At 75.6% G+C, this 14,320-nt stretch carries 15 protein-coding genes; 7 read left to right on the forward strand and 8 right to left on the reverse strand.

From position 1 onward, the window contains the following. Nucleotides 1–199: 199 nt before the first annotated feature. Both NH602_RS18855 and NH602_RS18860 read right to left on the reverse strand, forming a co-directional pair. Complete coding sequence (locus tag NH602_RS18855; RefSeq protein ID WP_179761655.1) at nt 200–1,042, reverse strand: MOSC domain-containing protein; 843 nt, start codon at nt 1,040–1,042, stop codon at nt 200–202. Continuing rightward, complete coding sequence (locus NH602_RS18860; protein WP_073576736.1) at nt 1,036–2,139, reverse strand: LacI family DNA-binding transcriptional regulator; 1,104 nt, start codon at nt 2,137–2,139, stop codon at nt 1,036–1,038. Before NH602_RS18860 ends, NH602_RS18855 begins: the two co-directional genes overlap by 7 nt. A gap of 163 nt (nt 2,140–2,302) precedes the next feature. On the opposite strand from NH602_RS18860, the gene NH602_RS18865 reads away from it, so the two are divergent. The 3 genes from NH602_RS18865 to NH602_RS18875 are packed head-to-tail and all read left to right on the forward strand — an operon-like array spanning nt 2,303 to nt 5,008. Next, complete coding sequence (locus NH602_RS18865) at nt 2,303–3,316, forward strand: metal ABC transporter solute-binding protein, Zn/Mn family (protein ID WP_253068491.1); 1,014 nt, start codon at nt 2,303–2,305, stop codon at nt 3,314–3,316. Between the two features lies 1 nt (nt 3,317). Continuing rightward, entirely contained in the window at nt 3,318–4,154 is an 837-nt protein-coding gene (locus tag NH602_RS18870; RefSeq protein WP_253068492.1) for a metal ABC transporter ATP-binding protein, read from the forward strand. An 8-nt stretch (nt 4,155–4,162) separates the two neighbouring features. Next, nucleotides 4,163–5,008 carry a metal ABC transporter permease gene (locus tag NH602_RS18875; protein WP_073576922.1) on the forward strand — a complete coding sequence of 282 codons (846 nt, stop codon included), beginning with the start codon at nt 4,163–4,165 and terminating at the stop codon, nt 5,006–5,008. Nucleotides 5,009–5,099: 91 nt separating this feature from the next. On the opposite strand, the gene rlmB is transcribed toward NH602_RS18875, so the two are convergent. Both rlmB and cysS read right to left on the reverse strand, forming a co-directional pair. Beyond that, nucleotides 5,100–6,074, reverse strand: coding sequence for a 23S rRNA (guanosine(2251)-2'-O)-methyltransferase RlmB (gene rlmB / locus NH602_RS18880; RefSeq protein ID WP_073576739.1), 975 nt, complete (start codon nt 6,072–6,074; stop codon nt 5,100–5,102). A 14-nt stretch (nt 6,075–6,088) separates the two neighbouring features. Continuing rightward, nucleotides 6,089–7,480, reverse strand: a complete 1,392-nt coding sequence (cysS, locus tag NH602_RS18885) for a cysteine--tRNA ligase (protein WP_100878902.1) — start codon at nt 7,478–7,480, stop codon at nt 6,089–6,091. A 67-nt stretch (nt 7,481–7,547) separates the two neighbouring features. Here cysS and NH602_RS18890 point away from each other — a divergent pair, with 67 nt between their 5' ends. Next, a complete protein-coding gene (locus tag NH602_RS18890) occupies nt 7,548–7,967 on the forward strand; it encodes a glyoxalase/bleomycin resistance/extradiol dioxygenase family protein (RefSeq protein ID WP_253068493.1) in 420 nt (139 codons plus the stop codon). On the opposite strand, the gene ispF is transcribed toward NH602_RS18890, so the two are convergent. The 3 genes from ispF to NH602_RS18905 are packed head-to-tail and all read right to left on the reverse strand — an operon-like array spanning nt 7,964 to nt 9,641. Continuing rightward, nucleotides 7,964–8,431 carry a 2-C-methyl-D-erythritol 2,4-cyclodiphosphate synthase gene (gene ispF, locus NH602_RS18895; RefSeq protein ID WP_073576742.1) on the reverse strand — a complete coding sequence of 156 codons (468 nt, stop codon included), beginning with the start codon at nt 8,429–8,431 and terminating at the stop codon, nt 7,964–7,966. The genes NH602_RS18890 and ispF overlap by 4 nt on opposite strands. After that, nucleotides 8,428–9,144 (reverse strand): 2-C-methyl-D-erythritol 4-phosphate cytidylyltransferase, encoded by a 717-nt coding sequence (gene ispD, locus NH602_RS18900; protein WP_179761649.1) that lies wholly within the window; start codon nt 9,142–9,144, stop codon nt 8,428–8,430. The genes ispF and ispD overlap by 4 nt, the downstream gene beginning before the upstream one ends. A 5-nt stretch (nt 9,145–9,149) precedes the next feature. Then, nucleotides 9,150–9,641 carry a CarD family transcriptional regulator gene (locus tag NH602_RS18905; RefSeq protein ID WP_020625956.1) on the reverse strand — a complete coding sequence of 164 codons (492 nt, stop codon included), beginning with the start codon at nt 9,639–9,641 and terminating at the stop codon, nt 9,150–9,152. A 343-nt stretch (nt 9,642–9,984) separates the two neighbouring features. On the opposite strand from NH602_RS18905, the gene NH602_RS18910 reads away from it, so the two are divergent. Both NH602_RS18910 and radA read left to right on the forward strand, forming a co-directional pair. Next, on the forward strand, nt 9,985–10,722 hold the full coding sequence (locus NH602_RS18910) for a copper chaperone PCu(A)C (RefSeq protein ID WP_179761648.1): 738 nt from the start codon (nt 9,985–9,987) through the stop codon (nt 10,720–10,722). After that, nucleotides 10,719–12,098: a DNA repair protein RadA gene (gene radA, locus NH602_RS18915; protein ID WP_073576745.1), complete on the forward strand. Its 1,380-nt coding sequence runs from the start codon at nt 10,719–10,721 to the stop codon at nt 12,096–12,098. The genes NH602_RS18910 and radA overlap by 4 nt, the downstream gene beginning before the upstream one ends. A 3-nt stretch (nt 12,099–12,101) precedes the next feature. Here radA and NH602_RS18920 read toward each other — a convergent pair whose 3' ends face one another. Continuing rightward, a complete protein-coding gene (locus NH602_RS18920; protein ID WP_253068495.1) occupies nt 12,102–12,494 on the reverse strand; it encodes a hypothetical protein in 393 nt (130 codons plus the stop codon). Between the two features lie 810 nt (nt 12,495–13,304). Between NH602_RS18920 and NH602_RS18925 the strand changes: the two genes are divergently transcribed. Next, nucleotides 13,305–14,168 carry an A/G-specific adenine glycosylase gene (locus NH602_RS18925; RefSeq protein WP_253068496.1) on the forward strand — a complete coding sequence of 288 codons (864 nt, stop codon included), beginning with the start codon at nt 13,305–13,307 and terminating at the stop codon, nt 14,166–14,168. Nucleotides 14,169–14,320 lie beyond the last annotated feature (152 nt).

Consider the following 14,320-nt stretch of genomic DNA (forward strand, 5'->3'; position numbering starts at 1 on the left):
TCCCGGCCCCGGGACGCGGCGCGGGAGGCGGCATCGGGGGGCGCCGCCCGGCGGGGCCCGGGGGCGGTGGTGGCGGACGGCGACGTGGGTCGCGCTCGTCGTTCAGCGCAACCTCCCCCTCGCCCCGGTCCGGCCACCCGGACGGGCGACCCGAACCCGACGATACCGACGGGGCGGGAGGAACCGTGGCCGGTACGGGTCAGCGCGGCGGACCGCAGGCCGGGTCGACGGCGTCGAGCACCTCGACCTCGTCGCCGACGGCGATCTCCGCGCCCGGGTCGTCCGGGATCAGGTTGACCCCGAACCACACCTTGCCGTCGAACCGCCGGTGCCGGGCCAGGGTGGCCATCGGCTCGCGGCCCGTGACGGCCGTGTCCGGGTCGACGGTGGTGAGCACGCAGCGGGCGCAGCCCTTGGCCACCCGGAACTCCGCGGCGCCGATCCGGATGCGCCGCCAGCCGTCCTCGGCCCAGGCCGGTGCGCCGTCGACGACGGCGTTCGGCCGGAACCGGGTCATCGGCAGCGGCGCCTCGGCCGCGTCCGGGCCGTCGGCGACCAGCGCGTCCAGCGCGTGCAGCGAGGCCGTGGAGGCGAGCAGCAGCGGGTAGCCGTCGGCGTAGGAGACGCGGTCCTCGTCGTGGGAGAAGTCGGGGTCGGGACCGCGTCGGGCCGGGTCGTCGAGGTGGATCAGCCGCACCGGGTCGCCGAGCAGCTCGGAGAACCAGGCGTCGGCCGCCGGGCCGGCCGGGACGCCGGCGGTGTCCCAGCGGTGCACGCGGGCCGGCACCGGCTCGCCGTCGGGCACGGGGACGGTGAACGGCGGCAGCCCCGGTCCGGTCAGGCGGAGCCCGTCGTCGGCGAGGGTGGGCGCGACGAGCACGAGCCGCGGGTGGGTGCGCGCGGTGACCACGGCGCCGTCGTAGCGGACCAGCATCCAGCGCCGGTCCCCGGCGAGACCGGCCCGTTCGACGACCGCGCGGGCGACGTCCGCGCCCCGGCAGGACTTGACCGGGTAGCGGCGCAGCCCGGTCAGGCTCACCATCCGGAGAAGAACTCCCCGGACTGGCGCAGCCCGCGGGTGGTCGCCCCGACGATCAGCTCCGTCGGGAGCGTGACGTGCTCGGGGACGTGGCGGTCGCCGCGTTCGAGCAGCAGCCGTCCGGCCTCGAGGCCCTTCTCGCGGAACGGCTGGCGGACCGTGGTCAGGCCGACGCGCTCGGCCTCGGGCACGCCGTCGAACCCGGCGACCGAGAGGTCCTCGGGCACCCGCAGGCCGCGGTCGCGGGCCTCGCGCAGCGCGCCGAGGGCGAGGATGTCGGAGGTGCACACCAGCGCGGTGATCCCGGGGTGGGAGTCCAGCAGGGTGGCGGCGCCGTCCGCGCCGGCGTCGAGGGAGTGCTCGAACCGCTCGATGACCGGGACGTCGGCCCAGTCGACACCGGCCTCGGCGAGCGCCGCGCGCAGCCCGGCGAGGCGCTCCCGCTGCACGGCGTAGGAGCTGCCCTCCTGCCGGGCGACGTCGGCCCTGCCGTCGTGCCGGTGCGAGGACAGGCGCATGCAGAGCACACCGACGCGGCGGTGGCCGAGCTCGACGAGGTGCCGCCCGAGCGCGAGGGTCCCGGCGCGGTCGTCGACGCCGACGCGGTCCACCCCGGTGATCCCGGTGGGCTGGTCGCAGACGACCGTCGGCACCGGGCGCTGCAGGACGGCCCGGAAGTGCGGGTCGTCCTCACTGACCGAGTAGACGACGAAGCCGTCGACCCCGGCCTGGTAGACGGAGTCGACGTCGGAGTGCTCGGGGCTGACCGGGATCAGCAGCAGGCCGGTGCCCGCCTTCTCACAGGCCAGCGCGAGCCCCTCCAGGAAGCCGGTGGCGCCCGGGTCGCGGAAGGCGTAGCTGAGCGCCTCGGTGAGCAGCAGGCCCACCGCTCCGGCGCGCCGGGTGCGCAGCGAGCGGGCGACCGGGTCCGGGCCCGGGTAGCCGAGCCGCCGGGCCGCCTCCAGGACACGCTCGCGCAGCGGCGCGGACAGCTGGTCGGGGCGGTTGTAGGCGTTCGACACGGTCGTCCGGGAGACCCCGAGCTCGGCGGCCAGCGACGCGAGCGTCGCCGGACGCCGCGGGTGCTGGGGGCCGGTCATTCCCCGAACGGTAGCGGCGCGGTCACGCACGTGAAAGTCCGCCCCGACCGGCCACGACGGGATCACACGCCGCGCGCGTTCCCGGCTCCCCGTACAGCGGTAGAGTGAATCTGAGAATGATTTCCAATAAATGTATGCCGATATGTTGATGGGAGTTCCGTCCGTGTCCCGATCCCCGCTCCGCCCGGCCGCGCTCGTGGCCGGGCTGGCCGCACTCGCCCTGGGTCTGACCGCCTGCGGCTCCGGCCAGATCGACGCCCCCACCAGCGCCGACACCCCGCAGGTGAAGATCGTCACCTCCACCGACGCCTGGGGCGCGGTCGCCCGCGCCGTGGGCGGCAACTACGCCAGGGTCGAGTCGGTCATCAGCTCCCCCGACGTCGACCCGCACGGCTACGAGCCGACCCCGCAGAACGCGGCGACCGTCGGCGAGGCCCAGCTGCTGGTCATGAACGGCGGCGGCTACGACGCGTTCATGACCGATCTCGTCGCCGCGTCCGGCAACGCGGCACCGCTGGTCGACGCCGTCGAGGTCTCCGGCATCGAGGGGGCCCAGGAGGCCGCCGCCGACGACCACGGCCACGACCACGACGCCGGGGCCACCCCCGAGCCCGCGGGCGAGGCGGAGCACGAGCACGAGCACGGCTCGTTCAACGAGCACGTCTGGTACGACCCGGCCGCGGTCGGCCGCGTCGCCGAGCAGCTCGCCGACCAGCTCGGCCGCATCGACCCGAGCGCCGCGGAGTACTTCCGCACCAACGCCCAGACCCTCGAGGGCGGCGTCGCCCAGCTGACGTCGAAGGCCACCGAGATCGGCCGTGCGCACCCGGGGGCCCGGGTCGCCGTCACCGAGCCGGTGCCCGCCTACCTGCTGCAGGCCGCCGGGATCGCGAACGCGACCCCGCAGGAGTTCTCCTCGGCCGTCGAGGAGGGCACCGACCCGCCGGCCGCCGTCGTCGCGCAGATGCTGGGGCTGTTCACCGCGCAGCCGCCGGTCGACGCGCTGATCCTCAACAGCCAGACGACCTCGCCGACCACCGACCAGGTCCGCGACGCCGCCCAGAAGGGAGGCGTCCCGGTGGTCCAGATGTCCGAGACTCTGCCCGCGGGCACCACCGACTGGGTGCAGTGGATGAACGCCAACCTGGACGAGCTCTCCGCGGCGCTGAACCGCTGACATGGGTTCCTCGCAACAGTCCGCGCTGTCACTGCGCGGGGCGGGCCTCCGGTTCGGGGCCCGGACCCTGTGGTCCGGCCTCGACCTGGACGTCGCCCCCGGCGAGTTCGTCGCCGTCCTCGGCCCGAACGGCTCCGGCAAGACGACGCTCATGCGCGTCCTGCTGGGGCTGCTCCCGCTCTCCGACGGCACCGTGACCGTCGGCGGGCACACCCCGCGGCGCGGCAGCCCGGAGATCGGCTACGTCCCGCAGCAGCAGCCGCTCGACCCGGACCTGCCGCTGCGCGGGCGCGACCTCGTCGGCCTCGGGCTCGACGGGCACCGCTTCGGTCTCGGCCTGGGCCGGCGACGCGAGCGGCGGGAGCGCGTCGACCGCGCGCTGGCCCAGGTCGGCGGCACCGGGTACGCCGACGCCCCCGTGGGGCGGCTGTCCGGCGGCGAGCAGCAGCGGCTGCGGGTCGCGCAGGCACTCGTCGGGGACCCGGCGGTGCTGCTGTGCGACGAACCCCTGCTCAGCCTGGACCTGTCCCACCAGCGGATCGTGACCCGACTGATCGACGAGCGCCGCCGCGCCGCGGGCACCGCGGTGCTGTTCGTGACCCACGAGATCAACCCGGTGCTGCCGCTGGTGGACCGGGTCCTCTACCTCGTGGACGGCCGGTTCTCGATCGGCACCACCGACGAGGTCATGACCTCGGAGACGCTGTCGCGGCTCTACCGCACCGACGTCGACGTGCTGCGGGTCCGCGACCGGCTGGTCGTCGTCGGGGCCGAGGACTCCCCGGTCCCCCGGGACGAGCACACCGAGCACGGCGTCGCGGTCGGGGGTGGCGCGTGACCGAGTTCCTGGCCCGGATCCTCGACCTGTCCGGCACCGGCACGCTGCTGGGCTACCCGTTCGTCCGCAACGCGCTCATCGCCTGCGCGGTGCTCGGGCTGGTCGCCGGGCTGCTCGCCCCGCTGGTCGTCAGCCGCGGGATGGCCTTCGCCGTGCACGGCACCGCCGAGCTGGCCTTCACCGGGGCCGCGGCCGGGCTGCTGCTCGGCGTCGCCGTCGGGGTGGGGGCGGTGGTGGGCGCCGTCGTCGCCGCAGTGATCTTCGGCGTGCTGGGCCTGCGCCAACGCGAGCGGGACTCCGCGATCGGCGTGGTGATGGCGTTCGGGCTCGGCCTGGGCGTGCTGTTCCTGGCCCTCTACGACGGCCGCTCCTCCAACCGGTTCGGCCTGCTGACCGGCTCCATCGTGTCGGTCGACCAGCAGAACCTGTGGGTGCTGGGGGTCGTCGCCGTCGTCGTGCTCGCGACCCTGGCACTGCTCTACCGGCCGCTGCTGTTCGCCAGCACCGACCCCGACGTCGCGCTGGCGCGCGGTGTGCCCGTCCGCGCGCTGACCCTGGTGTTCGGCGTGCTGATCGGCCTGGTGACGGCGCTGGCCGTGCCGATCGTCGGAGCGATCCTGGTGCTGTCGGTGCTGATCGTGCCCGGCGCCGCGGCGAACCGGGTCACCGCGAACCCGCTGCTGGCGACCGTCCTCGCGATCGTCATCGCGGAGGTCGCGCTGGTCGGCGGGACGATCCTGTCGCTGGCGCCGGGGCTGCCGATCTCGGCCTACGTGGCGACCATCGGGTTCGTCGCCTACCTGCTCTGCCGGCTGGTGGGCCGGCTGCGCGGCCGGGGCCCGGTCCGCGCCTGATTCCGCTGTCCGCGCGGTGATCCGCCCGTCGCGTGCGTCCGGACGCGCGCGGGGAGCGGATCACCGCGCGTCGCGGCGATCACGCGTCGGGTCAGCGGCCGACGCGACGGCGGCGGGCCACCTCGGCCAGAACGACGCCGGTGGCGACCGAGGCGTTCAGGGACTCCACGCGACCGGCCAGGGGGATCGAGACCGTCACGTCGCAGGTCTCGCGGACCAGCCGGGACAGGCCCTTCCCCTCCGACCCGGTGACGATCACCAGCGGCCCGGAGGCCAGGTCGAAGTCGTCGAGGGAGACGTCGCCGTCGGCGGCCAGACCGGCGACCATCAGCCCTGCGGAGGCGTACTCCTGCAGGGTGCGGGTCAGGTTCGTCGCGCGCGCGACCGGGACCCGGGCCGCGGTGCCCGCCGAGGTCCGCCAGGCCACCGCGGTCATGCCCGCGGCGCGCCGCTGCGGCACGACGACGCCGTGCCCGCCGAACGCCCCCACCGACCGGACGACCGCACCCAGGTTGCGCGGGTCGGTCACCCCGTCCAGGGCGACGGCCAGTGCCGGGCGCCCGGAGTGCGACGCGGCCTCCAGCACCTCGTCGGGGTGGGCGTAGGCGTACGGCGGCACCTGCAGGGCGAGGCCCTGGTGCAGCGCTCCCCCGCTGATCCGGTCGAGGTCGTTGCGCGGCACCTCCAGGATGGAGATGCCCCGCTCCGCAGCCAGCGCGACGGCCTCGGTGACGCGGTCGTCGGCGGACATGCCGGTGGCCACCTGCAGCGCCGTCGCCGGGACGCCGGCCCGCAGGCACTCGACGACCGGGTTGCGGCCGAGCACGGTCTCCGGGGTCTCCCCGTCACCGCGACGGCCCGCGACCGGGCGTCGGCGCTGCTGCTGGTCCTGGGCGGCGCGGCGCGCGGCCGCCCTCGCCTTCGGGTGGCCGGGTCGCATCTCGCCGGGCGGGGTCGGGCCCTTGCCCTTCAGTGCGCGCCGGGGCTGGCCGCCGGATCCGACGACCATGCCCTTCTTGGTGCCGTCCTTACGGATCGCACCGCGGCGCTTGGAGTTGCCTGCCATGAGTTCTACGAGTCCTAGTTGTCTTTGAGAGTCCAGGTGGAGCCGTCGGCGCCGTCCTCGACGGCGATCCCGGCGGCGAGCAGCTCGTCGCGGAGCCGGTCCGCGGTGGCGAAGTCGCGCTCGGCGCGCGCGGCCCGGCGGCGCTCGAGCATCGTCTCCACCAGGGTGCCCAGTGCCTGCCGGGCGGCGTCGCCCGACTCCTCGGCCACGCCGCCGGCTGCCAGCGGGTCCAGGCCGAGCACCTCGGTCGTCGCACGGACCGCGGACGCGGCCCGCAGCGCGCCGGTGACGTCCCCGGCGTCGAGGGCGGTGTTGCCCTCGCGCACCAGGGTGTGCACGGTGCCGAGCGCGAGCGGGGTGCCCAGGTCGTCGTCGAGTGCGGCGGTGAACGCGCCGGGCAGCTCCGCCGCGACCTCGGGCAGGCCGTGCCGCTCGCGCACCCGGTGCACGAACGACTCGATCCGCCGGTACGCGGCGACGGCCTCGTCCAGCGCGGCGTCGGAGTACTCGATCGCCGATCGGTAGTGCGGGCCGACCAGGTAGTAGCGCAGCTCGGCCGGGCGGACCCGCTCGAGCAGGTTCTCGATCGCCAGGGTGTTCCCCAGCGACTTCGACATCTTCTCCCCGCCCATGGTCACCCAGGCGTTGTGCAGCCAGAACCGGGCGAACCCGTCCCCGGCCGCGTGACTCTGGGCGCGCTCGTTCTCGTGGTGCGGGAACACCAGGTCCAGGCCGCCGCCGTGGATGTCGAACTCCGGGCCGAGGTAGGCGGTCGCCATCGCCGAGCACTCCAGGTGCCAGCCGGGACGCCCGTTCCCCCAGGGGGTGGGCCAGCTGGGCTCGCCGGGCTTGGCGGCCTTCCACAGCGTGAAGTCCAGGGCGTCGCGCTTGGCGCCGCCCTCGCCCTCACCCTGGTGGACGTCGTCGACGCGCTGACCGGACAGCGCGCCGTAGTCGGGCAGGGTGCGCACGGCGAAGTACACGTCTCCGCCCGCGGCGTAGGCGTGGCCGCGCTCGATCAGCCGCTCGATCAGCTCGACCATCTGCGTGATGTGCCCGGTCGCCCGGGGCTCCACCGACGGCGGCAGGCAGCCCAGCGCGTCGTACGCGGCGGTGAAGGCCCGCTCGTGCGTGGCCGCCCACTCCCACCACGGACGGCCCGCGGCCTGCGCCTTGCGCAGGATCTTGTCGTCGATGTCGGTGACGTTGCGGACCAGCGTGACGTCGTACCCGGACCGGGCCAGCCAGCGACGCAGCACGTCGTAGTTGAGGCCCGAGCGGACGTGGCCGATGTGCGGCAGGCCCTGCACGGTCGCCCCACAGACGTACATCGACACTGCTCCGGCCCGCAGCGGCGTGAACGCACGCTGCTCCCTGGTCGCTGAGTCGAGAAGTCTGAGGCTCACGTCACCAGGGTACGGGCCTCCGATTCGTCCACTACACGCGCGGTGGGGCTGCGGCAAGGTGTCCGGCATGGCTGTTCAGCGGATGTACCCGCGGCTGGTCGTGCCCGACGCCGACGCCGCGATCGACTTCTACCGCGCCGTGTTCGGCGCGGAGCTCGTGGAGCGCTACACCGACGGCTCCGGCGCCGTGGTGCACGCCCTGCTGCGGGCCGGCGGCGAGGAGTGGGCCGTCAAGGACGGCGACGACGTCGACCCCGCGCCGTCGGGGCCGGGCGCGGTGATCCTGGCCCTGGAGGTCGACGACCCGGACGCGGTCGCCGCGGCGATGGTGGAGCACGGCGGCCGGGTGCTGTTCCCGGTGACCGACCACGACTACGGGCAGCGCGGCGGCCGGCTCGCCGACCCGTTCGGCCACGCCTGGATGGTGGCGGCCCACGCCGACGACCTCACCCCGGAGCAGATCCAGGAACGGACCGGGCGTCTCTAGCCCGCGGGCAGCAACAGCGCCGTCGCGACGGAGGCGCGGCCCTCGCCGCGCCCGGTCAGCCCCAGCCCGTCGGTCGTCGTACCGGACACCGACACCGGGCCGCCCACCACCTCCGAGAGCACCCGTTCGGCCTCGGCCCGGCGCTTCCCGATCTTCGGGTCGTTCCCGATCACCTGGACGGCGGCGTTGCCGACGGTCCAGCCGTCGCGGGTGAGCAGGCGGCGGACCTCGGCGAGCAGGGTCGCCCCGCTCGCACCCGTCCACTCCGGACGGCCGGTGCCGAACACCGCGCCCAGGTCGCCCAGCCCCGCCGCGGACAGCAGGGCGTCGCACAGGGCGTGTGCGGCGACGTCGCCGTCGGAGTGCCCGGCGCAGCCGTCGGCCCCGGGCCACAGCAGACCCGCGACCCAGCAGTCGCGGCCCGGCTCGACCGGGTGCACGTCGGTACCGATCCCGACCCTCATGCGTGTTCCTCGTGCTCGGTGACGCGGCCCGCCCCGGCGAGCAGCAGTTCGGCGATGCGCAGGTCCCACGCGGTGGTGATCTTGAACGCGAGCGGGTCCCCGGCGACGGTGGTGACCGGGTCGCCGAGCGACTCGACCAGCCCGGCGTCGTCGGTGCGGGGGTCGGGTGTTCCCGCGTGGGCGCGGCGCAGGTCGGCCGCGCGGAACCCCTGCGGCGTCTGCACCGCACGCAGCTCGGAGCGGTCCACGGTGGACACGACGGTCCCGGCGCCGTCGACCCGTTTGACCGTGTCGGCCACGGGGAGCACCGGGATCACCGCGGGCGCGCCCGCGCGCACGGCGCCGACCACCCGGCGGACGACGTCGGGTGGTGTGAGCGGGCGCGCGGCGTCGTGCACCAGCACGACCTCGGCGTCCGTCCCGGTCGCAGCGAGACCCGCCGCGACGGAGGCGGTGCGGTCGGCACCGCCGGCGACGACGGTCGCCGGGCGTCCGGGCAGGATGGCGGCGGCGGCGTCCACCTGGTCCGCGGGGACGACGACCACCACGTGCCCGACGACGTCGGACGCGAGAAGGCCGTCGACCGCGCGTACCAGCATGGGAACCCCGGCCAGTCCGACGAACGCCTTGGGCACACCTGCACCCAGACGCACCCCGGAACCGGCCGCGGGAAGCACCGCGACGACACCCGCCCCGGAGGACGGTCCGTGCACGCCGGTCAGGCGTTCGCGGTGGCGAGCACCTCGTCGAGCAGGACCTCGGCCCGCTCCTCGTCGGTGCCCTCGGCCAGCGCGAGCTCGCTGACCAGTATCTGCCTCGCCTTGGCCAGCATCCGCTTCTCACCGGCGGACAGGCCCCGGTCCTTCTCTCGCCGCCAGAGGTCGCGGACGACCTCGGCGACCTTGTTCACGTCACCGGACGTGAGCTTCTCCCAGTTCGCCTTGTACCGGCGCGACCAGTTCGTGGGCTCCTCGGTGTGCGGCGCGCGCAACACCTCGAAGACCCGATCCAGCCCCTCCTGGCCCACGACGTCACGAACACCGACCACCTCGACGTTGTCGGCGGGGATGCGCACCGTCAGATCGCCCTGCTGGACCTTCAGGACGAGGTACTGCACTTCCTCGCCCTTGATCGTCCGGGTCTCGATCGCCTCGATGAGCGCGGCACCGTGGTGCGGGTAGACGACGGTCTCTCCGACCTTGAAAACCATGTGTCCTCTGGCCCCTTTCGCTGAGTCCAGATTAACACGTCGCCCGGGCGGGACGGCGACCGGCTTTCACCGTCGTCGCAGGTCAGGGGGTTGACAACGGCGGAGGAACGTGTTTCCGCGGGCGTGGCGCCCATCCGGACCGGCCCGGCCACGTGCCGGTCGCCGCCGCGTCACGCCCCGGACCACCGGGTCTGCCGCCCCACCGTCCGGCGGGGACGCGGTCGTCACACCCGGGTGCCCGACCGCGCAACGCGCCGGAGCGCGCGACTAGGCTGCCTCCCGACAGACCCAGCATGTGCGCCGGGGGCACTTCGGGGCACCGGCAAGGAAGGACACGACGACCGTGAGCCGCACCCGCCGTTCCGCCCGGACCCTGGCCGGGGTCGCCGGCGCCGTCGCCCTGACCGGCCTGCTGATCAGCGGCTGTGGAGCCGGGCAGATCGCGCAGACCGCAGAGCAGGTCGCCGCCGTCAACGGCGCCAACGCCACGGTCGGCTCGGTCGACCTGCGTGACGTCCAGGTCGCCTACCCGACCACGCCCGCGGGGCCGGACGCGCTCTACCGCCAGGGCGGCGCCGCACCGCTCGTCGCCACCCTGGTCAACACCGGATCGGTCGCCGACCGCCTGGTGTCGGTCACCTCGCCCGCCGCCGCGTCGGTGCAGATCCAGGGCGACGCGACCATGCCGCAGGACATCGCGCTGGTCTCGCCGGGCAACCTGCAGCTGACCCCGACCAACGCCAAGCGCGTGCAGCTCGTCGCCGAGGGCCTGACCCGTCCGGTCCCGGCCGGCGCGCAGATCCCGATGACGTTCGTGTTCGAGAAGGCCGGCTCGGTGACCCTCACCGTCCCGACCGGCGTGCCGACCGTCGAGGGTTCCCCGGGGCACGCCCCGGAGCGCGCGTCGTTCGCCGACGGCGAGGAGGGCGCCAACGGCGCCGAGACCGGCGTCAACTCCGAGACCGGCGGCCAGGCCGAGGCCCCGTCGGTGGACCAGCCGAACCCGGTCCCGGCCGGTGAGGGCGCCGAGGTCGCGCCCGGCAACGAGGGCAGCGGCGCCGGCGGCGCCGCCGGCAACTGACCCCCCGGTCCCGCGCCGCCCGCTCGGGCGGCTACCGCTGCACCGAGTGCGACCACCGCACGGCGCAGTGGGTGGGGCGCTGTCCGGGCTGCCAGGCCTGGGGGTCGCTCGAGCAGGTCGAGCCGGTGCGCACCGGCGGGGGCGGCCGGACCGTCGTCGCCGGGGCGCCCAGCACCCCGGCCCGGCGGATCGCCGAGGTGGAGCTGGACTCCGCCCGGGCCCGGCCGACCGGCGTCGACGAGCTGGACCGGGTCCTCGGTGGCGGGCTCGTCCCGGGCGCGGTGGTGCTGCTGGCCGGTGAGCCGGGCGTCGGCAAGTCCACGCTGCTCCTGGAGGTCGCCGCACAGGCCGCGGCCCGGTCCCGGGTCCTCTACGTCTCCGGTGAGGAGTCCGCGGGCCAGGTCCGGTTGCGGGCCGAGCGCACCGGCGGCGTCCACGACGAGCTCTACCTCGCCGCCGAGTCCGACCTCGAGTCGGTGCTCGGCCATGTCGACGCGCTGCGGCCGTCGCTGCTGGTGGTGGACTCGATCCAGACCATGTCCACCGCCTCGGTCGACGGCAGCCCCGGCGGGGTGACCCAGACCCGCGCCGTCACCGTGGGGCTGACCGCGCTGGCGAAGGAACGCGGCCTGGCCGTGCTGCTCGTCGGCCACGTCACCAAGGACGGCGGCATCGCGGGCCCGCGGGTGCTGGAGCACCTGGTCGACGTGGTGCTGCACTTCGAGGGCGACAAGCACTCGGCGCTGCGGATGGTCCGCGGGGTGAAGAACCGGTTCGGTCCGGCCGACGAGGTCGGCTGCTTCGAGCTGCGCGACTCCGGCATCGTCGGTCTCGCCGACCCCTCGGGGCTGTTCCTCGGCCGGTTCGGCCAGGGCGCCGACACGGTGCAGCCGGGGACCGCGGTGACCGTCGTGATGGACGGGCGACGGCCACTGCTGGCCGAGGTGCAGGCGCTCGTCGCGGGGGCGAACATCCCGAGCCCGCGCCGTGCGGTGACCGGGCTGGACTCGTCGCGGGTGCCGATGCTGCTCGCCGTCGTCGAACGGCGGGGCGGGCTCAAGCTGCACGACGCCGAGGTCTACACCGCCACCGTCGGCGGGATGCGGATCACCGAGCCCGCGGCCGACCTCGCCATCGCGCTGGCGGTCGTCTCGGCGAAGCGGGACGCGGCGCTGCCCGCGGACCTCGTCGTGCTGGGCGAGCTCGGGCTGGCCGGCGAGCTGCGCCGGGTGCACGGGGTCGACCGGCGCCTCGCGGAGGCCGCACGGCTGGGCTTCACCCGGGCGATCGTCCCCACCGGGGCCGAGGTCGGGCGGACCGGGATGCAGATCACCGAGGCGTCGTCGCTGCGCGAGATCATGGCCCGCATCCGCTGAGCCTCAGCTCATGAGCAGCGGGGCGGGCTCGCTCACGACCCGGTCGAGCCGGGCCAGCACCCGGTAGCCCCCCGGGCCCACCCGGGTGCGCTCGCCCGCACAGCCGGGCTCCGAGGCGAGCCCGGTCCAGGTCACGGCGAAGGCCACCGGCTGGCCGGGCACCAGGGTGCGCAGGTCGTCCGACGACGGGTTGGAGCAGTCGTTGGACGACCAGAGCTTGGTCGCCCCGTCGCCGCTCCAGACGGCGATCTCCTGCTGGGCGCCGTCGAGGTCGCGCACGCAGGGCTGGCCGGAGACGTTGGTGACGACCAGCCGCAGCTCGGGCCGCGCGCCGGAGGGGTAGGTCGGCTGCCCGGTCTCGGCGCGCACCTCGATCATCGCGTCGGTGCAGGGCACCGGACCGGTCGGCGGGGAGGGTGCGGCCTGCGGCACCTGGACGGACGGGCGTGGTGTGTCGTCGGGGCGGACGTCCCCGTCGCGGCGGCCGGCGGGGGTCCGGGCGCGGCGGGGTCGGGGAGCGGCACGGACGCGGGTGCCCCCGTCCCCGGGGCTGGGGATGCCGGGGACGGGGACCCCGGGGGCGCCGCAGGTGCGGCCGTCCCTGTGTCCGGTGTGGTCTGCGACGACTGGGGGGTCGTCCGTGCGGCCGTCCCGGCGGGCTCGTCGGAGCCCCGTGGGATCAGCAGCCAGGTGGTGAGCCACAGCAGCGCGAAGAGCGCGAGCAGCGCGACGCCGACCGCGCACGCGCGCCGACGCCAGTAGACCGACGCCGGCAGGGGACCCACCGGGTGCATGTCACCGACGGTAGATCTCCGGTTACACGAAGTCGCCGCCGCCGCGCCGGGAACGGACATGTCCGGCGAGGTCCACCCGGCGGGGCGACCCGCGCGTCCCGACCGGGTGAGTGCAGTGGCGGAACGGCCGCCCGCGCGCCCCCCGGGCCGGCCCGGACGGGGTCGACGACCCGGATCGCCCGACCCCCGGGCGAGTGGCGCACCGACCCGCGGTGACCGGCGTCGTCCGGTGACAGGGCCCGCCCGGTCACCCGCGGCCGGGAACCACCCCGGTCGTGGCGCGCGCCCCGGTGGCGGGCGCGGTAGGGACCGTGATCCACGGGACGGCCGCGGGCGACGCCGACGGTGCCCGGTCCGTGATCACGGCGGGGCCGTCGCCGGGGGCCCGGCCGGGGCGCGGGACACTGGGACGGTGGTGGCCGACCTGATCTTCCCGTGGTTCCGGGCGCATGCCCGCGACCTGCCGTGGCGGCGCCCGGAGACCACCCCGTGGGGCGTGCTGGTCAGCGAGTTCATGCTCCAGCAGACCCCGGTCGCCCGGGTCGAACCGGTCTGGCGGGACTGGCTGGAGCGCTGGCCGGCGCCGTCGTCGCTGGCCGCCGCGCCGCGCGCGGACGTGCTGCGGGCCTGGGGCAAGCTCGGCTACCCGCGCCGCGCGATCCGGCTGCACGACGCGGCCGCGGCGATCGCCGCCCGGCACGGCGACGCCGTCCCCTCCGACGTCGAAGCGCTCGAGGCCCTGCCCGGTGTCGGCTCCTACACGGCGCGGGCGGTGGCGGCGTTCGGCTTCGGGCTGCGCGCCGCCGTCGTCGACACCAACGTCCGCCGGGTCGTGGCCCGCGCGGTGCACGGTCAGGGCGACGCCGGACCGGCCCGCACCCGGGCGGATCTGGCCGACGTGGACGCACTGCTGCCCGACGACGACGCCGAGGCCGCCGTCGTCTCGGCCGGGCTGATGGAGCTGGGCGCGGTCGTCTGCACCGCCCGCTCGCCGCGCTGCGCGGACTGCCCGGTCGCGGCCCGCTGCGCCTGGGTGGCGGCCGGCAGGCCCGCCTACGACGGCCCGCGCAAACCGGTCCAGGGCTTCGCCGGCACCGACCGGCAGGTACGCGGCAAGCTCATGGACGTGCTGCGCACCGCACCCGGACCGGTCGAGCGGGCCGCGCTGGACGCCGTCTGGTCCGACGCGGGCCAGCGGGACCGGTGCCTGCACTCGCTGCTGGTCGACGGCCTGGCCGAGCAGACCGACGACGGCCGCTTCGCCCTCCCCGTCTGAGCGGGGGACCGATGCCCAGCACCGTCCGCTTCCGGCTCGACGACGACGGCGCCGCCGCGCTCACCGCGCTGCGCGACCGGCTCGCCGCGGCCGGGATCCCGGTCGCGGCCGGGACGCCGCACGTGACCGTCGCCGCGGCGGGCACGGTCCCG

Origin of the sequence: Pseudonocardia sp. McavD-2-B (genome assembly GCF_024124365.1) — a bacterium.
Taxonomy (GTDB): Bacteria; Actinomycetota; Actinomycetes; order Mycobacteriales; family Pseudonocardiaceae; genus Pseudonocardia; species Pseudonocardia alni.

Bases quoted from the DNA above. Each gene is read 5' to 3' on its own strand.
- NH602_RS18870 (WP_253068492.1), top strand. From the start codon at position 3,318: ATGGGTTCCTCGCAACAGTCCGCGCTGTCACTGCGCGGGGCGGGCCTC.
- rlmB (WP_073576739.1), bottom strand. From the start codon at position 6,074: ATGGCAGGCAACTCCAAGCGCCGCGGTGCGATCCGTAAGGACGGCACC.
- NH602_RS18855 (WP_179761655.1), bottom strand. From the start codon at position 1,042: ATGGTGAGCCTGACCGGGCTGCGCCGCTACCCGGTCAAGTCCTGCCGG.
- NH602_RS18905 (WP_020625956.1), bottom strand. From the start codon at position 9,641: ATGGTTTTCAAGGTCGGAGAGACCGTCGTCTACCCGCACCACGGTGCC.
- NH602_RS18860 (WP_073576736.1), bottom strand. From the start codon at position 2,139: ATGACCGGCCCCCAGCACCCGCGGCGTCCGGCGACGCTCGCGTCGCTG.
- NH602_RS18890 (WP_253068493.1), top strand. From the start codon at position 7,548: ATGGCTGTTCAGCGGATGTACCCGCGGCTGGTCGTGCCCGACGCCGAC.
- ispF (WP_073576742.1), bottom strand. From the start codon at position 8,431: ATGAGGGTCGGGATCGGTACCGACGTGCACCCGGTCGAGCCGGGCCGC.